The following is a 21,800-nucleotide window of genomic DNA, read 5'->3' on the forward strand; positions in this document are numbered from 1 at the left end:
TACTAAATAGCTGGAGAACACCCCTCGGACGACGCCTGGAGTGCTGGACAATAAAGGGGATAACCCCATAAAAATCTCGCTGAAAGCCGCCCCGCAAGGACCCTGTGACGACTTATCCTTTTCACACGATACAGTGAAGATGCGCTTTATGACTCACAGGTCACTCAATTGTGTGTGCTTTGTGCAAAACCTTCAAACAATTAAACCCCAGAAACGAAAACGGCCCGCCCTGTTTCCAGAGCGGGCCGCTTGGCTAGACGCCGCTTACATCTTGTTGAACAGGCTCAACTGGGAGATTTTGACGAACGCCAATTGCGAGGCCTGCAACATGGTTTGCTGCAGCGTCAGATTGATCGCCGCCTCGCCCATATCGATGTTGGCCAGGTCACTCATGGTGCTGGTGTTGGCCAGGCCGATACTGGTGTTTTCGTCAGACTGGATGTCCAGGGCGTTGCCCCGCGCACCGATGGAACCCCGCACGTTGGTGATCTGCGACATTGAATTGGCCAGGTTGGCGATGGAAGCATCCAACACGTCCTTGAGCTTGACGGTCGCCGCCGGATTGCCGTCGGCGGGCAGCTCCAGCGCCTTGCGCAATTGGCCAAGGGTGTCCAGCGCATTCTGGGTTTTCTGGGTATTGGCCCCCACGGAAAACTGATCGCCCGCTTGCGGCGTCCCGCCGCTGATGTCAAAGGTCACCCCGGCCGCGGTCAAGGTTGTCCCGCCGCCGGTATCACCGGTGGCAATGGGCCTGCTATTGGCGGTGTAGGGCTGGGTATACATCTCATAGGCGGTGGCGCTGGTGAACTTGATCAGCGCCCCGCTGTTGGTCGGGAACGTGCTGGCATAGCCCGCCTGGCTGGACACGGTGGCATTGTTCAATTGTGCCGTGGACGCGTTGCTCGGCGTGCGCGAGATACTGAAGGTATCCGGCTTGGCTTCCAGGCTGAACGAACGATCCTTGACCAGCGCATCGGAGTTGGCGCCCGGAGCAACGTCGCCGAGGTTCATGGTGATGTCGAACTTCACCCCACGCAGCGCCACGCTGGTGCTGCCTTCCTTGGTGGCGTCGAAGGTACCGTTGCCGGCAATCTCCGAAGTCACGTCAGTGCCGTTCTTATCGGACACCTTGTATTGAGTACTGCTGGTAAAGGTCAGCTTGTACGGCTCGCCGTCGGCGAACTTACTGGCGTAGTCGGAGCTCGACGTCACCAGCCCGGCCGACAGCGCAACCTTGTTGTCATTGACCGTCGGCGGCACCGTCTGGGGCACAGGTGCAAGCCACGTGGCCTGGGTGCGACTGGAGTTGGCAGCGCCCTCCAGAACCGTCTTGCCGGTATCGCCAGCGTTGACCGTCAACGTATTCGACACTTGCAGGCTCAGCGGCGTTTCGTCGCCCTGATAGCTGTAGGTGCCATCATTGTTACGGCTGTAGGGCGGGGTCTGGGTCTTGGAACCGGAAAACAGGTAGTTGCCGGAAGAGTCCTTGCTGTTGAGCAAGCCCAGGACCTGATCCTCGATCGCCCCCACTTCACTGGCAACCGAGCGACGGTCGGCGTCGCTCAACGAACCACCGGCACGCAGGGCCAACTGAGTGGCGCGCTGCAAAGCATCGTTGATCGCGCCGAGCACGCTTTCTTCGTTGGTCAGGGAGTTTTTCAGGCTGGTGATATTGCCGTTGAACTGGCCCAGCATGTCTTTCTGCTGTTGCAGCAACAGCAAGCGCGCGGCGGCGACCGGATCATCCCCGGCGGTTTGCACACGCACACCGGAACTGGCCTGGTCTTGAGCCTTCACCACGCTGGAATAGTTGTCCGAATACTTGGCGGAACTGGTTTCGAAATATTGAGCAGTAGAAATACGCATCGTCCCAGACTCCCTTAAAGACTATTGATCAATGTACTGAAGGTTTCTTGCGCAGCCTTGATGATCTGCGACGACGCCGTGTAGTACTGCTGGAACTTGATCATGTCGCCCGCTTCTTCATCCAGGTTGACCTGGGACACCGAGTTGCGCGCGTCCTGGTTGGCCTTGAGCAATGCGCCGGTTGCCGTGGTGTCGGTAATGGCCGAAGCGGCCTTGGCACCCACGGTCGAGACCAGGCGGCTGTTGGCCGTCACCAGGCTCACACCACCGCCACTGCCATCGGCCAGGCCGACCGAGGCCTTGGTTTGCAGGTCCAGCAATGCCAGGGCATTGCGGTTATCCGAGCGGCCCGCGGCGTTGAACGAGAACGAGGTGCTGTCACCGTCGGCAGGCGAGCCGCCGACCGTAGTATCGAAACTGAAGCTCTGTGCCGGGGTGAGCAAGGTCCCGCTGGCATCGCGCATCGGTACGGCGACCGTAATCTTGTTGCCTTGGCCTGGAACGATGGTGCCGGTACCAATCGGGTTACCCTGGGCATCGTTGAGCGTGTACGGCTGAGTGCCGTCGGTGGCCGGCTTGCCGAATACCATCTTGACCGGCATCGAGTGTTCAATCCCGGTACGCAGCTGAGCGGTCGCCGCGCCGCCATCGATGTCGATCGGCACCGTCAGGCTCGGCGGGGTAAAGGTGCCAGTGCCCTGGTTGGTCTTGCTGCCCTCGCCCAGCAAAGGCCCGGCGAATGCAATTTTATTGGCGTCGGTCAGTTGGGTACCGATACCGGTGGCACCGTTGGCGGTCGGGCTGACCTTGAAAGTGTCACCCGCGGCCACTGGGCCTTTGCCGTCCAGGGCCAGGGTAAAACCATCAATCACCGGCGGCGGCGTGGTGGTGGTGTCAAACGCGCCCATGGCCTTGCCGTCGGAACGCGTCACCGTGTAGTTATTGCCACTGCTGAAGGTGACTTTATAGTCGTAGGTCGACAGCTTGCTGGTGTCGCTGATGCTGACATTCAGGTTACCGGAACCGGCGCTGTTGCCCGCCGCGCCTTGGCTGCGCTGCGAGATGGCGACAGCGCTGTTGACGTCCTTGAACAGGGACACGCCGAAGTCGCCGTTCAAATCCAGGCCTTGGCCGAGCTGGCTGTTGACGGTATCGGCGGTGGCGATGGCGATACGCCCCAAATCATTGATGGCCGGCATCAAGGCGTCACTGCGATAACGCAACAGGCCACCGATGCTACCGCCACTGAGCACATTGCCCAGGTCGATCGAGGTTCCGCCACCCGCATTGAGCTGGATGGTGTACTGGCTCGGGTCGTTTTGGCTCGGCACTGCCGAAATGGTGCTGGACTGGTCGCCCAACACCAGGGACTGGCCGGTGCCGGTACTGACGCTGAATATCCCGTTCTTTTCGCTGGCGGTGACCCCCACCAACTCATTGAGCGAACGTACCGCTTCGTTACGCGCATCCAGCAGGTTGGCCGGCGCCGTGGTGGTTGAGCCTTGGGCCTGGGTGATCTGCTTGTTGAGCGAGGCGATCGACGAGGTCAATTGGTTGACCTGATCGCTCATGGTGCCCAACTGGCCGTTGATCGATTCTTTCTGCTGGTTGAGCTGGCCGGAGATCGCGTTGAAACGGTTGCTCAGGGTCTGGGCGCTGGTCAACAGCACTTGTCGGGCAGAAACGTCGCTGGGGTTGGACGCGGCGGTCTGCACGGCGGAGAAGAACGCCCCCAGTACCGAGGACATGCCGGTGGTCTTGTCCGACAAGGTCTTGTCGATGGCGCTCGCCTGGCTCGAATAGGCCTTGGCATCGTTATTGAGTGCCGTGCTGTTCTGGTAAGCCGCGTCCAGGAATTCGTTATATACCCGGCGCACATCGGCCAGGGTGGTGCCGCTACCGATGTATACGCCGCCGTAGGGGTTCGACGCGTTCGCGTTCTGGGTGGTCTGCTGACGCGAATAGCCCGAGGTGTTGGCGTTGGCGATGTTGTTACTCAAGACCGACAACGATCCTTGAGCGGCGTTAAGCCCCGACATCCCGATATTGAGCAAACTCATGGTGGTTCAGACCTTATAAATGAGTGGTCGCGCCCGCGGCAGCGTAATTCTGGTAACTGTCCATCGTTTTGGCGATCTGCGAAATCTTGCTGGCATAGGCCGGGTCGGTTGCGTATCCGGCTTTTTGCAACTCGCGTACAAACTGTTCGGGGTTATCGGCCGATTTCACAACTTCTTTATAGCGATCATTGCTTTGCAGCAACGTCACCAGGTCATGGAAGCTGTCCTGGTAGGAGTCGTAGGAACGGAACTGCGCCGTCTCCTTGACCATCGCCCCATCACGAAACTCGCTGGTGATCGCGCGGGCCTGGCCGCCCTGCCAACTCTTGCCGGCCTTGATGCCGAACAGGTTGTGGCTGCTGCTGCCGTCCTCGGCGCGCATCACCGATTTGCCCCAGCCGGTTTCCAGGGCGGCCTGGGCCACCAAGTACTTTGGATCGACGCCGATACGCGCCGCCGCAGCCTTGGCCATCGGCAACATGGTGGCGACGAATTCATCCTGGGAACTGAAGGCTTTCTTCGCCGGCGCCAACGGTGGCTGGGCCACGGCGCGACCGTAGACCTGCATGCGTCCGCTCGGTACGGCAAACGTGCGCGCGGTGCTGTTGACCACACTGTCGTCGGCGACGCTGTTACGCAGCGGTGCGTTTTTAGCATCGATCGCGACCGGCGCGGTCGGCACAATGCCAGCGAGCAGGCGGTCGGTCAGCTTGCTTGGCAGGGCAATACGACGCTGGTTCATCAGCGCCATATCGTTGGCGTGGGCGCTGGCGCCCTCGGGCACCGCCACGCGGTACGCCCACAGCGGACGCTGGCCATTGGAGCGACCCAGCGGGCCATCGGCCTTGGTGCCAGCGGCGATTTCCGTCGGCACATCGACCTTCTTCGCCACGTCTGCCGCCGCCGGCCCCTGCAAGGTGGCCGCCTGGGCGTCCACCGGCTTGTTCTTCTGCATCTGGCGCATCAGCACGTCGGCCAGGCCGATACCGCCACCTTCGCGGGACATCGAGACCGCCAACTGCTGGTCGTACATTTCCTGGTATTGCTTGGCGGCCGGAGTGTTCAGCGGGTTGTCCTTGCCCAGGGCCTCGGTGGCCGAGCGCATGGACTTGAGCATCTCGCTCAAGAACAACGACTCGAACTCCTGCGCCACCTTGCGCATGTTGCCTTCGCTGTTCTTGTCAGCACCGACCTTGAGCTGGTTAAGCCGGTTCAGGTCCGAGTAAGACCCCGAGTCCGCCGTGCTGGTCAGCCCGCTTTTGCGCATATCCATGGCCATGGCCTCAGATCACGATCAGGTCGGCTTGCAAGGCGCCGGCCTGTTTCAAAGCTTCTAGGATCGCCATCAAGTCGCCGGGCGCTGCGCCCACCTGGTTCACCGCGCGGACAATCTCATCCAGGGTCGTACCAGGGCCGAACTTGAACATCGGCTTGGCTTCTTGCTGAGCGTTGACACGGGAGCGCGGCACCACGGCGGTCTGGCCGTTGGACAGCGGCCCAGGCTGGCTGACGATCGGGTCTTCGGTGATGGTCACGGTCAGGCTGCCGTGGGTCACGGCCGCTGGCGAGACCTTGACGTTCTGGCCGATCACAATGGTACCGGTGCGCGAGTTGATGATGACCTTGGCCACGGCCTGGCCGGGGTCGACCTCAAGGTTTTCCAGGATCGACAGGTAGTCGACGCGCTGGCTCGGATCGAGCGGCGCAGTGACACGAATCGAACCGCCATCGATCGCCTGGGCGACGCCAGGGCCAAGCATGTCGTTGATCTTGTCGACCACGCGCTTGGCGGTGGTGAAGTCGGAACGGTTGAGGTTCAAGGTCAGGCTGTTGCCCTGGTTGAAACCACTGGGCACGGTGCGCTCAACCGTGGCGCCGCCGGGGATGCGACCGGCCGATGGCACGTTCACCGTAATCTTCGAACCATCACGCCCCTCGGCGTCGAAACCGCCAACCACCAGGTTGCCCTGGGCGATGGCGTAGACGTTGCCGTCGATACCCTTGAGGGGGGTCATCAGCAAGGTGCCGCCCCGCAGGCTTTTCGAGTTACCGATGGACGACACGGTGATGTCCACCACCTGGCCTGGCTTGGAGAACGCCGGCAAGTCGGCGCTGATCGACACCGCCGCGACGTTTTTCAACTGCACGTTGCCCGAACCCGCCGGCACCTTGATGCCGAACTGCGAGAGCATGTTGTTGAAGGTCTGCAGGGTGAATGGGGTCTGGGTGGTCTGGTCACCCGTACCATTGAGCCCCACCACCAGGCCGTAGCCGATCAACTGGTTGGAACGCACGCCGGAAATGCTGGCGATGTCTTTCAGGCGCTCGGCCTGGGCGACTGCGCTCAGGCATAACAACAGTGCCGCTGCCATCAGCTGTTTGACGTTCAAAGTGGCCACCTAGAAAGGGAACAGCGGGCTAAGGAAGAAACGGTCGAACCAGCCCGGCTGACTCGCATCAGCAAACGAACCCGTACCCGAGTAGGTAATGCGCGCATCGGCAATCCGTGTCGACGGCACGGTGTTGTCGGTGGAAATATCATCGGCGCGGACCATGCCGGCAATGCGCACCAGCTCGTCGCCGGTGTTGAGGGTCATCCACTTTTCACCGCGTACGGCGATGATGCCGTTGGGCAATACATCGGCCACGGTCACGGTGATCGAACCGGTCAGGCTGTTGCCCTGCCCCGCCGAACTCTTGCCGTTGGTGGCGCGGTCACCGCTGTAGCCTGCGCTCAGGCTCAAGTCACCGCTGCCCAGGGGGTTATTGGTGTTCGGTACAGCACCAAACAACGAGGTCAGGCCAATGCCGGTCTTGCTGGTCTTGCCCACCTGCGAGTTGGCATTCTTGCTGGCCGTGGTCTTCTCGTTGAGGGTGATGGTGATGATGTCACCGACCCGGAACGCCTTGCGGTCGCTGTACAGGTTCTGTTCGAAACCGGCCTGGTAGATCGAGCCATTATTGGCCGCAGCCGGCAGCGGCGTGCGTGGCAACACCGGCGCGTAGTACGGGTCATTGGGTTTTGGCGTCGGGGCGACACAGCCCGCGAGCACGGCAATCCCACTCAATGCCAGAACGGAAACATAGCGATTCATGACCCTAACCTCACGGTGTTGCAGGCGCTCTCAGGAGCGCCCCATAGACTTGATTACAGATTCTGCGTAACGAACGAAAGCATCTGGTCAGCGGTGGAAATCACCTTGGAGTTCATCTCGTAGGCGCGCTGAGTGGTGATCATGTTGACCATCTCTTCAACCGTGCTGACGTTGGAGGTTTCCAGGGTGCTTTGCAGCGTGGTGCCGAAACCGTTCAGGCCAGGGGTGCCGATTTGCGGCGCGCCGCTGGAGGCGGTTTCCAGGAACAGGTTGTTACCAATGGCTTGCAGGCCGGCCGGGTTGATGAAGTCGGCGGTTTGCAGGTTGCCGATCACTTGCGACGCCGGGTTACCCGCCACCGTAATGGACACGGTGCCGTCGTTACCGACGGTGAACGTTTGGGCGTTGGCGGGCACGACAATCGCCGGTTCCAGGGCAAAACCGTTGGCGGTGACGACCTGGCCATTGGCGTCCAGGTGGAACGTGCCGTCTCGGGTGTAGGTAGTGGTGCCGTCCGGCTGCAGGATCTGGAAAAACCCTTTGCCGTTGATCGCCATGTCCAGCGGCTGGCCGGTTTGCTGCAAGTTACCGGCGCTGAAGTTCTTTTGGGTGCCGACGATCTGCACACCGGTACCCAGTTGCAGGCCCGACGGCAGTTCGCTGTCCTGGGTCGACTGGGCGCCAGGCTGCTTCTTGATCTGGTAGAGCAGGTCCTGGAACTCGGCGCGATCACGCTTGAAGCCCGTGGTCGACACGTTTGCCAGGTTGTTGGAAATGGTGGTCAGGTTGGTGTCCTGGGCGGACAGGCCTGTTTTGGCAACCCATAGAGCCGGAAGCATGCTGTTCTCCTTCGTGCGCCTGTTTGTTGGCGCTGTGCTGCAAAATTAGTGTGGGTGATGCCGCTATCAGCTCATCGCCAGAACGCGGGTCATGGCCTGGTCGTCTTCTTTGGCGCTGTTCATCATCTTGATGTGCAGCTCGAATTGCTTGGAAAGCGCCAGCACCGCAGTCATTTCTTCCACCGCGTTGACGTTGCTCGCTTGCAGGAAGCCCGAGGTCAGCTTGACGCTCGCATCGGCCTGGGCCGGCTGGCCATCCTTGGTGTGGATGGTGCCGTCGAGGCCTTTGGTCATGTTCTTGAGGTCCGGCTGGACCAGCTTGATGCGGTCCACTTCCGCCATCACCCGTGGGCCTTCGCCCATGGCGCGGATGCTGACGGTGCCGTCGGCGCCCACTTCGATTTTCTGCTGGGGCGGCACGGCAATCGGGCCACCGTTGCCCATGATCGGCATACCGTTGCCGGCCCGCAGCACGCCCAGCGCATCCACATTCATGCTGGCGCTGCGCACGTAGGCTTCGCCACCGTCAGGCGTTTGCACCGCCATCCAGCCGTCACCGCTGACCGCCACATCCAGGTCACGACCGGTTTCGATCATGGCGCCCGGCGAGAAGTCGGTGGCTGGCCGCTCGGTCATGGCAAAGGCCCGCGCCGGAAAGCTGTCACCGAACACCGGCATCGAACGGGCCTGCTCCAGGTCACGCTGGAAGCCGTTGGTGGAAATGTTCGCCAGATTGTTGGCATGGGCCTTCTGCGCCAGAGCATTCTGGCTGGCGCCGGTCATTGCCACATAAAGGTACTTGTCCACGCTCTATCCTCTTTCTGACGGACGCTTGCCGCCCACCGCTGTACTGATGAGGCTTAAGCAATTTGCGAACCAACTTTTGAAAAGCGGGAGAAGTGCAGGCGGGGCGGGGGTTTGGCGGCGGGCGTGAATAAATGACGTCCCGGTGAGAGTCGAAAAAACGGCGGACTTATGCCGCTTACGGCAACGCCACGGATTAAATGTGGGAGGGGTTGCCCCCTCCCACACGGGTTATTTGTCGACCTTGAGGATTTCGTAATCGCGCAATTTATTGGCGATGGTGGTGTGAGACACGCCCAAGCGCTTACCCAGCAGTCGACTGCTAGGGTGCTCGGCGTACAGGCTTTCCAGCACTGCCTTCTCGAAGCGTCCGACGATCGCCTCCAAACCACCCTCCAGCGAGAAATCGCCAAGCGGCTGACGCACGCCATAGTCCGGCAGCCGGATATGCTCGGCCTTGACCGTGCCGCCGTCGCACAACGACACAGCCTGGAACAACACGTTTTCCAACTGCCGCACGTTACCTGGCCAGTGGTAGTGGCTCAGGCGCTCCATCGCGGCGGGCGCCAGCTTGGGCAGCGGGCAGCCGATCTGGCGGCTGGCCTGGTCGAGAAAGTGCTCCACCAACGGCGTCAGGCCATCAAGGCATTCACGCAACGGTGGGATATGCAGGGACAGCACGTTGAGGCGATGGTAGAGATCCTGGCGGAATTCACCACGGGCGCACAGCTCGGACAAATCCACCTGGGTGGCGCAGATCACCCGCACATCCAGGTACACCTCTTCATCGCTGCCGACACGCCGAAAGCAGCCGTCCTGCAAAAAGCGCAGCAATTTCACCTGCAAGCGCGCGCTCATTTCCCCGACACCATCGAGAAACAGCGTACCGCCCGCTGTCAGTTCCAGCAGCCCGAGCTTGCCTTCGGCCCGCGCGCCTTCAAAAGCGCCTGGGCCATAGCCAAACAGCTCGGTCTCGGCCATCGATTCAGGCAGGCCGGCGCAGTTGAGCGCCATCAACGGCGACTGCCCACGCGGGCTGGCCAAGTGACAGGCACGCGCCAGCAACTCTTTACCCGTGCCGGTTTCGCCTTCTATTAATAGCGGCGCATCCAGCGGTGCCATGCGCCGCGCTTCGCGGACCACGGCAGCCATGACCTTGGAGCTTTGGAAGATACTGTCGAAGCCACGCAACTCTTGCTTGCGCACGTTGTAGATGCGCTCACCGACGCGATCGGCGCGATGCAGGGTCAACACGGCGCCCGCCATCGCTTCGCTGTCATCGTGCTCGGAGGATTGCAGCGGCGCGATATCCGCCAGGAACACGTCACCCTTGACCTTGACCCGCAGGCCATTGATCCGCGACTTGCTGGCGCGCACCAGTTCCGGCAAATCGAAATCCTCGGCATAGCGCGACAGCGGAATCCCCGGCACCTCGTCCACCCGCACGCCAAGCAACTGCGCCGCGGCACGGTTGGCGGCAACGATGGAGCCGCCCATGTCGATGGACAACACCGGAAACTCCAGGGCACCAAGCAGCGCATTGAGCTCCATATGCCGGCGCTCGCTGGGCATCAGCCCTACCCTCTTTACGCCAAACACCCCGGCAATCGCCTCGAACTGCGGACGCAATGCCTGGAACTGCATGTTCACCAGGTTCGGGCAGTACAAGTAGATGGCATTGCCGTGCTCGCCACCGACCTCGCCCTTGGCGACGTTGACGCCGTACTCCACCAGCAGGTTGAGGATGTCCCGCAGGATGCCGATGCGGTTCTGGCAATGCACTTTGATACGCATGGAAAGGCTCGAAAGGTCGGTAGGCGCTGCGTCTTTTTGTCGCTGGGCGCAGATAGTCGTCAAGATTATGTGACAGTCGCCGCGCTTTTCACAGCGTGGTGACGCCAGAATACCCAGGGCTGTAACGAAAACTTTACGAAAAACGATAATTTTTCCTACGAACACACCTGAGCGGCAGGTGGAATCGCGCCCCAGTCGGGGTATCAATAGGGTCATCGCAGGACATAACAAGAACGAATGCCTAGCAGGAGAGCCGTATGAAGCAGACGCACTACGTGGCCCGCGAGCCCGATGCGCAAGGTTTTATCCACTACCCGCCGGAAGAACACGCGGTGTGGAACACTCTGATCACCCGTCAATTGAAAGTGATCGAGGGTCGCGCCTGCCAGGAATACCTGGACGGCATCGACAAGCTCGGCCTGCCCCTGGACCGCATTCCACAGTTGAGCGAAATCAACCAGGTGCTGGCCGACACCACGGGCTGGCAAGTTGCCCGGGTGCCGGCGCTGATCCCCTTCCAGACCTTTTTCGAATTGCTCGCCAACAAGCAGTTTCCCGTGGCGACCTTTATTCGCACCCGCGAAGAACTGGACTACCTGCAAGAGCCGGATATTTTCCATGAGATCTTTGGTCACTGCCCGCTGCTGACCAACCCCTGGTTCGCCGAATTCACCCACACCTACGGCAAGCTCGGCCTGGCAGCCACCAAGGAGCAACGGGTGTACCTCGCGCGCCTCTACTGGATGACCATCGAGTTCGGCCTGGTGGATACCCCTGAAGGTCGGCGCATCTACGGTGGTGGCATTCTGTCGTCGCCCAAAGAGACGGTGTACAGCCTGTCGTCCGAGCCTGAGCACCAAGCCTTCGACCCACTGGAGGCAATGCGCACGCCGTATCGTATCGATATCCTGCAACCGCTGTACTTTGTCCTGCCCAACCTCAAGCGCCTGTTCGAAGTCACGCAGGAAGACATCATGGGCATGGTTGAGCGCGGTATGCAGTTAGGCTTGCACGCCCCGAAATTTCCGCCAAAACCCAAAGCAGCGTGAACCTCAGGTTTTGCGGCCAGGTGAGTCTGTTCCCTGGCCCCGCGTTGCTTTAGGGTAACGCCACTGACGACCGTTTCCAGACACTCGAATTCAGGACACCCCCATGACTACCTTGAACCAAGCCCACTGCGAAGCCTGCCGTGCCGATGCTCCACAAGTCAGCGATGAAGAACTGCCGGCGCTGCTCAAGCAGATTCCCGACTGGAATATCGAAGTACGCGATGGCGTGATGCAACTGGAAAAGGTCTTCCTGTTCAAGAACTTCAAGTTCGCCCTGGCCTTTACCAACGCCATGGGTGAAATCTCCGAAGCCGAAGGCCATCACCCAGGCCTGCTCACCGAATGGGGCAAAGTCACCGTGACCTGGTGGAGCCACTCCATCAAGGGCCTGCACCGCAACGACTTCATCATGGCCGCGCGTACCGACGAAGTGGCCAAGAACGCCGAGGGCCGCAAGTAATGCATTTCGATGCCATTGGTCGCGTGCCCGGCGACCCGATTCTCGGGCTGATGGACCTGTACGCCCAAGACTCCAACCCGAACAAGTTCGACCTGGGCGTGGGCGTGTACAAGGACGACCAGGGCCTGACGCCGATTCCCCATTCGGTGAAACGCGCGGAACAGCGCCTGGTCGACACCCAGACCACCAAGACCTATATCGGCGGCCACGGCAATGCGGCCTTTGGCACATTGATCAGTGAGCTGGTACTGGGCACCGACTCGGCGCTGCTGCGCGAAGGCCGTGCCGGCGCCACCCAGACCCCAGGCGGCACCGGCGCCCTGCGCCTGAGCGCCGACTTTATCGCCCACAGCCTGCCCGGCCGTGGCGTATGGCTGAGCAACCCGACCTGGCCGATCCACGAAACCATCTTCGCCAAGGCCGGGCTCAAGGTCAGCCATTACCCTTACGTGGGGGCGGACAACCGGCTGGATGTGGCGGCAATGCTCGCCACCCTGTCCACCGTGCCCGAGGGCGATGTGGTGTTGCTGCACGCCTGCTGCCATAACCCGACCGGCTTCGACCTGTCCCAGGCGGACTGGCGCCAGGTGCTGGAGATCGTGCGCGAGCGCCGGTTGCTGCCGTTGATCGACTTTGCCTACCAGGGCTTCGGCGACAGCCTGGAACAGGACGCCTGGGCGGTACGGCTAATGGCGACCGAGTTGCCAGAGGTGCTGGTCACCAGTTCCTGTTCGAAGAACTTCGGCCTGTACAGTGACCGTGTCGGCGCGTTGATTGTGTGTGCGGCGGATGCCGAGAAGCTGACCGACGTGCGCAGCCAGTTAGCGAACATCGCCCGTAACCTGTGGTCGACCCCACCGGATCATGGGGCGGCGGTGGTCGCGACCATCCTCGGCGATGCCGAGCTGAAGACGCTGTGGAGCGGCGAAGTCGAATCCATGCGTTCACGCATCGCGCAGTTGCGTTGCGGACTGGTGGAGGCGTTGGCGCCTCACGGTTTGTCGGAGCGGTTCGCGCACATCGGCGCACAACGCGGGATGTTTTCCTACACCGGTTTGAGTGCCGAGCAGGTGAAGCAACTGCGCGAGAAGCACAGCGTGTATATGGTCAGTTCGGGGCGGGCTAACGTGGCGGGTATTGACGCGACACGCCTGACGCTCCTGGCCGAAGCCATTGCCGACGTCTCCAACTGAAGAAACACAAAACCAATTGTAGGAGCGAGCTTGCTCGCGAAGAACTCATAAGCACCGCGCCTATTCAGGCTGCACGCGTTATCGTTGACGTTTTTCGCGAGCAAGCTCGCTCCTACAGTTGGATCAAGCCCCCTCCCACATCTGGACTGTGGTTGGCCTTCAGTTGGTGATCATCTCGGCCTTGAGCTGTGCCTCTTTGGCCTGCGCATCGGCCAACCGATACAACTCGATATGCCCATCCCAGTGTTCGATCAACGCCGTGCACGACTCCACCCAATCCCCGCAGTTGAGGTAATCGACCTCACCCACCTTGCGAATTTCCGCGTGATGGATATGCCCGCACACCACGCCGTGCAGTTCACGCTTGGTCACTTCATGGGCGATGGCTTCTTCAAAGTCGCTGATAAAGCTCACGGCGGTTTTCACCTTGTGCTTCAGGTACGCTGACAGCGACCAGTAGCCGTAGCCATACCGCGCGCGCCAATGATTGAGCCAACGGTTCAACGTCAGCGTGAACTCGTAGGCCGAGTCGCCGAGGAACGCCAGCCAACGGTGATAGCGGGTGATCACATCGAACTGGTCGCCATGGATCACCAGCAAGTGCCGGCCATCGGCGGTGACATGCACGGCCTCGTCCACCAGTTGGATGTTGCCCAGGATCAGCGTGGAATAGCGACGCAGGAACTCATCGTGGTTGCCGGTGACGTAGATCACCTCGGTGCCGCGCTTGGCCATGGTCAGCAAGCGGCGGATCACGTTGGTGTGGGCCTGGGGCCAATACATGCCGCCACGCAGCTTCCAGCCGTCGATGATATCGCCGACCAGGTAGACCTTGTCGGCATGGTACCCCTTGAGAAACTGCGACAGGTGTTCGGCCTGGCAATCCCGGGTGCCCAGGTGCACATCGGAAATCCACAGGGTACGCACGCGCTGCTTACGGCTGGGCGGGGTGAACTCGGCACTGGTCATGGGCATCCCTCGACGCTGTTTTTGCGAGCTTGCGCCCAGGCGGTGAATAGCCCATGACAGCTGTGCGTCAGTCTGATGACAGCGCCCACCGAGGGCGAAGCGTTGTAGACTGGCGCCCTGCTGCCCAGGAGACCGCGATGCAACCGTCCCTCACGCTCCGCCACTACCTCGAAGCGCCCATTGCCCACAGCCATGACCACGCGCAGCTGGTGTTCGGCCTGTCCGGCCATTTGGACCTGGAAGTCGATGGCCGTGGCAGCCAGGTGCATGAGAGCAGTGTGATGGTGCTGCCCTTCTCTGCGCATCACGCCTGCGGCAGCCGCGATGGCAGCCGCTGCCTGGTGCTCGACGTGCCCACCGAACACTGGGTGCTGCAATCGTTGGGCGAGCATGCCGATGCCAGCCGCCGCCTGCTCGATCAACCGGCCCGCCTGACCCTGGATACCCGGCAACACCAGTTGGTGCAATGGCTGGCGCACAGCCCGGTGAGTGACCCGCTGATCGCCCAGCAAGGCGCGGTGTTGCTACTCGCCAGCCTCAATCATCCGCAGGCGCCCCTCACGCCGGGCCGGCGCCTGCCCTACGCCGCGTTCAATGCCCATATCGAGCGGCACGCCGCCCATCCCCTGCAGGTCGCTGACCTGGCGCGCATCGCCGACCTCTCGGTGGCGCGCCTGCATGCGCGATTCATGGCCGAGTGCGGGCAGACGCCCATGGACTATATCCGCAGCCGTCGCCTGCACAGGGCACTGGGCCTGCTGCGCGATACCCCGCTGCCCATCGGCGAGATCGCCGCACGCGTCGGCTATGCCTCGCAGAGTGCGTTTGCCGCGGCAATGTTGCGTGAGTTCGGCGCCTCCCCCGGCGCCTTGCGGCGTTCGGTGCACACGCGAGTCCTGCGCTAAAAATCGCGAGCCGCACGACAGACACCCACACCGTCCACCCTCTAGACTGCGATCCTGTCACCCCGTTGGTTCAAGGATCGCAATGACTCCCCGTTCAGCCCTCGGCGCCCTGCATATCGGCGCACTGATGTTTGGCCTCACCGGCGTATTCGGCAAGCTGGCGGCCGCCTCGCCGGCCATCATCGTGTTCGGCCGCGCCGCGTTTGCGGTGTTGGCCCTGGCGGTCTTCGCGCGCTTCGCCAGCAACGCCCCCTGGAAGACGTTGCAAATGCGCGACTGGCGCCGGCTGCTGGTCAGTGGCGTGTTGCTGGCCGCACATTGGGTGACGTTCTTCATGGCGGTCAAGGTTGCTGGCGTCGCGGTGGCAACCCTGGGGTTTACCGCATTCCCGGCGTTCACCGTGATCCTCGAGGGCCTGATCTTCCGCGAGCGGATCCGCGCCAATGAAGTGCTGCTGGTCGCGCTGGTGACCGTCGGCCTGGTACTGGTCACGCCAGACTTCAACCTCGCCAGCGAAGCCACGGGCGGCCTGCTGTGGGGGATTGTCTCGGGGCTGCTGTTTTCCTTGCTGTCGCTGAACAACCGCGCCAGCTCCGGACGGATTCCGGCGGTACAGGCGGCGCTGTGCCAGAACGTGGTGGTCGCCGTGTGCCTGTTGCCCGTGGCGGCACCAGGGCTGGCGGATGTGCGGGCCATGGACTGGCTGTGGATCGGGCTGCTTGGGGTGTTCTGTACCGGGTTGGCCCACAGCCTGTTTGTCGCCAGCCTCGCGGTGATCAAGGCGCGCACCGCCTCGGTGGTGTTCGCCATGGAACCGGTCTATGGCATCACGGTGGCGTGGCTGCTGTTCGCCGAAACCCCGACCTTGCGCATGCTGCTGGGCGGCGCGCTGATCATTGTCGCCATCGTCCTCTCCGGCCTGATGGGCAGTGCCAGCCAGGCCAAACAGCCGGCAGCGACGGCCTGATCTATACTTTGCCCATCCGCAACAGTCTGTCGTCGTTCAACGGATAAAGACTCCTCGACGACAGCCATGCCCTTTGAAGTTGCTGCAAGCGAGTGGTCACGCCATTAACGCTATGCAGGAGCTGCATCATGGAAACACTCATCAGCTTGCTGATTCAGATCATCAGCGGTGCCGTCGGCGGTAATCTGGCCGGCATGACCAAACAGAGCCTGGGCACCGGGCTCAATACCTTTCTTGGCGGGGTCGGCGGCCTGGTGCTGGGCCAGGTGGTCTCCGCACTGACGGGCACCTCCGGTGGCGAAGCACTGGATGTGGCGGCGGTCGGCAGCAATATTGTCGGCGGTGGCATCGGTGGCCTGGTGCTGACGTGGATCGTGGGCTTCATCAAGAACCAGATGGCTGCCAAGTAGGCACGCGGCAGTGGGTCACTATCCTGCCAGGACGGTGACCTTTACTGCGTACGATCGTTGTGCCCCAGGTCACGCTGCGGGTCGATCTGGTCGCGCACACGCTGCTTGAGTACCTTGGCCTCCGGGAAGCCGCCATCGGCCTTGCGCTCCCAGATCTGCACGCCGTCGCAGGTGATGCGAAACGCCCCTCCCGTGGCGGGCGCCAGCGACACTTTGCCCAGGTCATCGGCAAAGGTGCTCAGCAGCTCCTGGGCCAGCCATGCGGCGCGAAGCAGCCATTGGCACTGGGTGCAGTAGGTGATGACGATTTCGGGTTTGCTGACGGACATAACTTGACAGGTTCCTGGCGTAACGGGCTCGGAGGGTCGAGTGGCTATAATACCGGCCTTTATCGCCCAGCCTCGAGATTCATGATGCGCCGCCTGCTGTCCTGCCTGTTCCTGTGCCTTCTCCCCCTCCTCGCCCACGCCGCCGACGCGCCGCGCCCGAAAATCGGCCTGGTACTGTCCGGTGGCGCCGCGCGCGGCCTGGCCCATATCGGCGTGCTCAAGGCCCTGGAGGAACAGGGGATTCATATCGATGCGATTGCGGGTACCAGCATGGGGGCGGTGATCGGTGGGCTGTATGCGTCGGGTTACAAGATCGACGAACTGGAAAAACTGGCACTGGGCATCGACTGGCAGCAAGCCCTCTCCGACGCGCCGCCTCGCGAGGATGTGCCGTTCCGGCGCAAGCAGGACGACCGGGACTTCCTGGTCAAGCAGAAGCTCAGTTTCCGCGATGACGGCAGCCTGGGCCTGCCCCTCGGGGTGATCCAGGGGCAGAACCTGGCGCTGCTGCTGGAAAGCATGTTTGCCCACACCAGTAACATCCGCAATTTCGACAAGCTCCCCATCCCGTTCCGCGCCGTAGCCACGGACATCACCACTGGCGAAAAAGTGGTGTTCCGCAAGGGCCACCTGCCCCAGGTGATCCGCGCCAGCATGTCGATCCCGGCCGTATTCGCCCCGGTCGAGTTGGATGGCCGGCTGCTGGTGGACGGCGGCATGACCGACAACATCCCCCTGGACGTGGCGCGGGAGATGGGTGTCGACATCGCCATCGTGGTCGACATCGGCACGCCGCTGCGCTCGCGCAAGCAACTGGCCACGGTGGTGGATGTGCTCAACCAGTCCATCACCCTGATGACCCGACGTAACTCCGAAGAACAACTCAAGGCCCTGCACCCCAAGGATGTGCTGATCCAACCACCACTGGCCGCCTACGGCGTGACGGACTTCGGCCGCGCCAAGGACATGATCGACGCCGGCTACCGCGCCACCCGCGCCCTCGACGTGCGCCTGGCCCACCTGCGCCCTGCCGAACCGATCGACCCGGAACTGGTCGCTGCGCGCACTCCGGGCGAACGCACGCCGGTAATCACCGCCATCACGGTGGAGAACGACTCGAAAGTCAGCGATGACGTGATCCGCTACTACATCCGCCAACCCCTGGGTGAGCCGCTGAACCTGGGCCGCCTGCAAACGGACATGGGCACCTTGTACGGCCTGGACTACTTCGAGCAGGTGCAATACCGCGTGGTCAAGAAAGGCCACGACAATACCCTGGTGATCAGCGCGCGCGGCAAACGCAGCGGCACCGATTACCTGCGCCTGGGCCTGAACCTGTCGGACGACATGCGCGGCGACAGCGCTTTCAACCTCGGCGCCAGCTACCGTATGAACGGCATCAACCGCCTCGGCGCAGAATGGCTGACGCGGGTGCAGATCGGCGACCGGCAGGAACTGTACAGCGAGTTCTACCAGCCGATGGACACCGGTTCACGTTACTTCGTCGCCCCCTATCTGAGTGCCCAGGCGCAGAACGTCGAGCTGATCCTGGACAACGACCCCATCTCCGAATACCGCCTGGAACGCTATGGTTTCGGGTTGAATGTCGGGCGGCAGATCGGCAACAGCGGTGAGATCCGCTTCGGTGTCGGCGAGGCCTGGGGCAAGGCCGATGTGCGCATCGGCGACCGAGACCTGCCGAGCGTGAGCTTCAGCGAAGGCTTCTATGAGTTGAAGTACTCCTTCGACTCCCTCGACAACGTGTACTTCCCGCACAGCGGTGAAGACATCGGCCTGGCATTCCGGGAATTCGAGCCGGGGCTGGGCTCGGACCAGCGTTACCGGCAATGGGAATTCAAGCTGGACAAGGCCATGAGCAGCGGCCCCGACACCCTGGTGCTGGGCGGGCGCTACGGGCGGACCCTGGATAACTCGGATGTGGTGATTTCCAGCTTTCTGCTCGGCGGGGCGCGGCAATTGTCGGGCTTTCGCCAGGATGCGATTTCGGGGCAGAACATCAGCTTGATGCGGGCGGTGTACTACCGCCGCCTGACGCCGCGCTCATACCTGCCACTGGATTTCCCGCTATACCTGGGCGCCTCCCTGGAACGGGGCCGGGCGTGGAACAACGACAATGAATTCGACAGCGGCTATATCAATGCCGCGAGTATTTTCCTCGGGTTTGATACGCCATTGGGGCCACTGAACTTCAGCTATGGGTTCAATGATGATAGTCAGCAGGCGGTTTACTTGAACCTGGGGCAGACGTTCTGACGCATCAACCGCAGGAGCCGGCGTGTTGTGGCGAGGGTACACACTCACTCGCCACAACACGCCCTGGATCCAGCCGTGTCAGGACTTTTCCAGATTCGCCAGGATATGCCCATGCACGCGCATGCACACGCGCATATCTTCTTCATCCACGCCCACGAACAGTTCATGGCGCAAGGCAGTGGCAATGGTCTCGATCTGCTCGATCAAGGGGCGGGCGCTATCGCATAGCAGAATACGCTTGGCACGGCGGTCTTCCACCACGGCCTGGCGCTGCACCAGGCCCTGGCCTTCCAGGCTATCGAGCAAACGTGCCAGGGTCGGGCCTTCCACGCCGACGCTTTGCGCCAACTCGCGTTGCGTCGGTGCCTCTTCGAAACGAGCCAGGTGCAACAGCACCAGCCAGCGCGCCTGGGACAAGCCCAGCCCGGCCAGACGGCGGTCCAGCTCGGCGCGCCAACCTCGGGACATTTGCGCCAACTGCATGCCAAAACGGTGTTGATCGGTTAACGGCATAAAAAACTCATGGGTTAGACTGAAAATAAAGTATGGCTAATTATTAGTCAGCTAAGCATGAGCCATGTCAGTAGGCAAGGTCTGCTATGTACTGATTCGTTACATTGTCGTAATTGGCACACTAAATTTCGAATTCCGACTGCAATGCCGCCCGAACACAGTACAAAACACCCTCAGGCACACGCCCGGTAAACAGCGGCGCAATCTCCGAAACAGCTGGCAATTCGCCTTCTCCATCGAGGAAGGCGTCTTGGATTTCGCCGAGCAAATCTTCCGGCAAATCAAGGGCCTGCTCCAGGGACAGCTGTTGCTTGCCGATGGATTCAGCCAACAGGGTGTAGACGTTTTTCTCCGAACATTGCAGTTGGCCGGCGATCTGAATCGGGGTCATCCCGGCGCGTGCCAGGCTGATCAATTCATGGCGAATATCGGCGACTTCCTTCGGCGCCTCGGCCTGGCCGCCGAGCACTTCGAGGAAGGCTTGGCCATAACGCTCCAGCTTGCGCGCACCCACGCCGCTGACCCGGGCCATCTCGGCCAGGGTGGTGGGTTGCTCGCGCAGCATCTCCAACAGGGTCGAGTCGGGGAAGATGACGTAAGGCGGCACGCTGTGTTCCTGTGCCAGTTTGCGCCGCAGGGTGCGCAAGGCTTCCCACTGCTCGCGTTCTTCGCCACGCACCAGTTGGCTGGCCTGGCTGGTGCTGCTCTTGGCGGTGGTTTGCGGCTTGAGGTCGCGACGCAGTTCCAGGCTCACTTCGCCCTTGAGCAGCGGCCGGCAACTGTCGTTCAGGCGCAGGCCGCCGTAGCCCTCGATGTCGATATCCACCAGGCCGCGCGCGACCATCTGTCGGAACAGTGAACGCCACTCGCCTTCGGCCCGTGCCTTGCCGACGCCATAGACCGAGAGTTTTTCGTGACCGAAGCTGCGCACTTTTTCGTTGTCTTTGCCCAGCAATACGTCCACCAGATGGCCCACACCATAACGCTGGCCAGTACGGTAGATCGCTGACAACCCCTGGCGTGCCGGTTCGGTGGCGTCCCAGGTCTGTACGCCGTCGACGCAATTGTCACAGTGACCGCACGGCTCGGGCATGTCTTCGTCGAAGTACGCCAACAGGGTCTGGCGGCGGCAGCGCGTCTCTTCGCACAGCGACAACATGGCGTCGAGCTTGTGCTGTTCCAGGCGCTTGTGGCGTTCGTCACCCTCGGAGTTCTGCAGCATCTGCTTGAGCATCACCACGTCTTGCAGGCCGTAGACCATCCAGGCATCCGCTGGCAGGCCGTCACGGCCGGCACGCCCAGTTTCCTGGTAGTAAGCCTCGAGGGACTTGGGCAGGTCCATATGCGCCACGAAGCGCACGTTGGACTTGTCGATCCCCATGCCGAAGGCGATGGTTGCCACCATGATCAGGCCTTCCTCGTTGAGGAAGCGTTTCTGGTGGGCGGAGCGCGTTTCATTGGGCAGGCCGGCGTGGTACGGCAGCGCCGGGTAACCCTGCTCGCACAGGAAGGCGGCCACTTCATCGACTTTCTTGCGCGACAGGCAATAGACAATGCCCGCATCGCTGCGCCGCTCGGACAGGAACGCCAGCAACTGCTTGCGTGGCTGCTCCTTGGGCACGATGCGGTAGAAAATATTCGGTCGGTCGAAGCTCGACAGGAAGCGCTCGGCATTCTGTAAATGCAGGCGCTCGACAATCTCTTCGCGGGTGCGCTTGTCGGCGGTGGCGGTCAGCGCGATGCGCGGGACGTCGGGGAACAACTCTGCCAACTGGCCCAATTGCAGGTATTCGCGACGGAAATCGTGCCCCCATTGCGAAACGCAGTGGGCTTCGTCGATGGCGAACAGGGCGATTTCCAGGCTTTGCAGGAAGGCCAGCATGCGTGGCTGCACCAGGCGCTCTGGGGCGAGGTAGAGCATTTTCACTTCGCCGCGCTTGATGCGCGCGGCCAGGTCGCGCTGCTGTTCGGCGCTGAGGGTGGAGTTCAATGACGCGGCCGCCACACCGAGTTCCTCCAGGGTCGCCACCTGGTCGTCCATCAACGCAATCAACGGCGACACCACCACGGCCAGGCCGTTACGCAGCAAGGCGGGCACCTGGAAACACAACGACTTGCCGCCGCCGGTAGGCATCAGGACCAGGGCATCACCGCCACTGGCCACGCGCTCAATGATCGCACCCTGGCGGCCACGAAAACTGTCGTAGCCGAAGATGTCCTTGAGGACGCGTTGAGCCTGCTCGAGCATGTAAAACTCCAAAAAAGTGCCGAAA

Annotated in this window: 19 protein-coding genes; 7 read left to right on the forward strand and 12 right to left on the reverse strand. The window is 61.8% G+C overall.

Annotated features, from left to right (window positions below; all coding sequences use genetic code 11):
- Positions 1 to 264 precede the first annotated feature (264 nt).
- From P2T68_RS26605 to P2T68_RS26640, 8 genes are all read right to left on the reverse strand, one after another.
- A complete protein-coding gene (locus P2T68_RS26605) occupies positions 265 to 1,866 on the reverse strand; it encodes a flagellar hook-associated protein 3 (protein WP_024076725.1) in 1,602 nt (533 codons plus the stop codon).
- Between the two features lie 14 nt (positions 1,867 to 1,880).
- Complete coding sequence (gene flgK / locus P2T68_RS26610; RefSeq protein ID WP_024076726.1) at positions 1,881 to 3,926, reverse strand: flagellar hook-associated protein FlgK; 2,046 nt, start codon at positions 3,924 to 3,926, stop codon at positions 1,881 to 1,883.
- Positions 3,927 to 3,939: 13 nt separating this feature from the next.
- Positions 3,940 to 5,205 carry a flagellar assembly peptidoglycan hydrolase FlgJ gene (gene flgJ / locus P2T68_RS26615; protein ID WP_277378503.1) on the reverse strand — a complete coding sequence of 422 codons (1,266 nt, stop codon included), beginning with the start codon at positions 5,203 to 5,205 and terminating at the stop codon, positions 3,940 to 3,942.
- A gap of 4 nt (positions 5,206 to 5,209) precedes the next feature.
- Positions 5,210 to 6,298: a flagellar basal body P-ring protein FlgI gene (locus P2T68_RS26620; RefSeq protein WP_162163609.1), complete on the reverse strand. Its 1,089-nt coding sequence runs from the start codon at positions 6,296 to 6,298 to the stop codon at positions 5,210 to 5,212.
- A gap of 27 nt (positions 6,299 to 6,325) precedes the next feature.
- Positions 6,326 to 7,021, reverse strand: a complete 696-nt coding sequence (flgH, locus tag P2T68_RS26625; RefSeq protein ID WP_024076729.1) for a flagellar basal body L-ring protein FlgH — start codon at positions 7,019 to 7,021, stop codon at positions 6,326 to 6,328.
- A 53-nt stretch (positions 7,022 to 7,074) separates the two neighbouring features.
- Positions 7,075 to 7,860, reverse strand: coding sequence for a flagellar basal-body rod protein FlgG (gene flgG, locus P2T68_RS26630; RefSeq protein WP_024076730.1), 786 nt, complete (start codon positions 7,858 to 7,860; stop codon positions 7,075 to 7,077).
- A 66-nt stretch (positions 7,861 to 7,926) separates the two neighbouring features.
- On the reverse strand, positions 7,927 to 8,667 hold the full coding sequence (locus P2T68_RS26635) for a flagellar basal body rod protein FlgF (RefSeq protein ID WP_024076731.1): 741 nt from the start codon (positions 8,665 to 8,667) through the stop codon (positions 7,927 to 7,929).
- A gap of 228 nt (positions 8,668 to 8,895) precedes the next feature.
- A complete protein-coding gene (locus tag P2T68_RS26640) occupies positions 8,896 to 10,458 on the reverse strand; it encodes a sigma-54-dependent transcriptional regulator (protein WP_168233190.1) in 1,563 nt (520 codons plus the stop codon).
- Between the two features lie 257 nt (positions 10,459 to 10,715).
- Between P2T68_RS26640 and phhA the strand changes: the two genes are divergently transcribed.
- From phhA to P2T68_RS26655, 3 genes are all read left to right on the forward strand, one after another.
- Positions 10,716 to 11,507, forward strand: coding sequence for a phenylalanine 4-monooxygenase (phhA, locus tag P2T68_RS26645; RefSeq protein WP_277378504.1), 792 nt, complete (start codon positions 10,716 to 10,718; stop codon positions 11,505 to 11,507).
- A 103-nt stretch (positions 11,508 to 11,610) separates the two neighbouring features.
- The gene (locus P2T68_RS26650) at positions 11,611 to 11,967 is read left to right on the forward strand and encodes a 4a-hydroxytetrahydrobiopterin dehydratase (RefSeq protein WP_069076748.1); all 357 of its coding nucleotides are present in this window, start codon (positions 11,611 to 11,613) and stop codon (positions 11,965 to 11,967) included.
- The gene (locus P2T68_RS26655) at positions 11,967 to 13,160 is read left to right on the forward strand and encodes an amino acid aminotransferase (RefSeq protein WP_277378505.1); all 1,194 of its coding nucleotides are present in this window, start codon (positions 11,967 to 11,969) and stop codon (positions 13,158 to 13,160) included. Before P2T68_RS26650 ends, P2T68_RS26655 begins: the two co-directional genes overlap by 1 nt.
- A gap of 159 nt (positions 13,161 to 13,319) precedes the next feature.
- Here the strand turns inward: P2T68_RS26655 and P2T68_RS26660 are convergent, their stop codons facing one another.
- Positions 13,320 to 14,129: a UDP-2,3-diacylglucosamine diphosphatase gene (locus P2T68_RS26660; RefSeq protein WP_024076736.1), complete on the reverse strand. Its 810-nt coding sequence runs from the start codon at positions 14,127 to 14,129 to the stop codon at positions 13,320 to 13,322.
- A gap of 137 nt (positions 14,130 to 14,266) precedes the next feature.
- Here P2T68_RS26660 and P2T68_RS26665 point away from each other — a divergent pair, with 137 nt between their 5' ends.
- The 3 genes from P2T68_RS26665 to P2T68_RS26675 all read left to right on the forward strand — a co-directional run bounded on the left by P2T68_RS26665 (position 14,267) and on the right by P2T68_RS26675 (position 16,411).
- Positions 14,267 to 15,034, forward strand: coding sequence for an AraC family transcriptional regulator (locus tag P2T68_RS26665; protein WP_069076749.1), 768 nt, complete (start codon positions 14,267 to 14,269; stop codon positions 15,032 to 15,034).
- Positions 15,035 to 15,116: 82 nt separating this feature from the next.
- The gene (locus P2T68_RS26670; RefSeq protein WP_024076738.1) at positions 15,117 to 16,001 is read left to right on the forward strand and encodes a DMT family transporter; all 885 of its coding nucleotides are present in this window, start codon (positions 15,117 to 15,119) and stop codon (positions 15,999 to 16,001) included.
- Between the two features lie 128 nt (positions 16,002 to 16,129).
- Positions 16,130 to 16,411: a hypothetical protein gene (locus tag P2T68_RS26675; RefSeq protein WP_102624213.1), complete on the forward strand. Its 282-nt coding sequence runs from the start codon at positions 16,130 to 16,132 to the stop codon at positions 16,409 to 16,411.
- A 41-nt stretch (positions 16,412 to 16,452) separates the two neighbouring features.
- Here the strand turns inward: P2T68_RS26675 and P2T68_RS26680 are convergent, their stop codons facing one another.
- Complete coding sequence (locus tag P2T68_RS26680; protein ID WP_024076741.1) at positions 16,453 to 16,740, reverse strand: SelT/SelW/SelH family protein; 288 nt, start codon at positions 16,738 to 16,740, stop codon at positions 16,453 to 16,455.
- An 84-nt stretch (positions 16,741 to 16,824) separates the two neighbouring features.
- Between P2T68_RS26680 and P2T68_RS26685 the strand changes: the two genes are divergently transcribed.
- Entirely contained in the window at positions 16,825 to 19,014 is a 2,190-nt protein-coding gene (locus tag P2T68_RS26685) for a patatin-like phospholipase family protein (RefSeq protein WP_069076751.1), read from the forward strand.
- Between the two features lie 78 nt (positions 19,015 to 19,092).
- Here P2T68_RS26685 and P2T68_RS26690 read toward each other — a convergent pair whose 3' ends face one another.
- Complete coding sequence (locus tag P2T68_RS26690) at positions 19,093 to 19,527, reverse strand: MarR family transcriptional regulator (RefSeq protein ID WP_024076743.1); 435 nt, start codon at positions 19,525 to 19,527, stop codon at positions 19,093 to 19,095.
- Between the two features lie 121 nt (positions 19,528 to 19,648).
- Positions 19,649 to 21,775 carry a DNA helicase RecQ gene (recQ, locus tag P2T68_RS26695; protein WP_024076744.1) on the reverse strand — a complete coding sequence of 709 codons (2,127 nt, stop codon included), beginning with the start codon at positions 21,773 to 21,775 and terminating at the stop codon, positions 19,649 to 19,651.
- Positions 21,776 to 21,800: the final 25 nt, after the last annotated feature.

Source organism: Pseudomonas sp. G11, assembly GCF_029457515.1.
GTDB lineage: Bacteria > Pseudomonadota > Gammaproteobacteria > Pseudomonadales > Pseudomonadaceae > Aquipseudomonas > Aquipseudomonas gorinensis.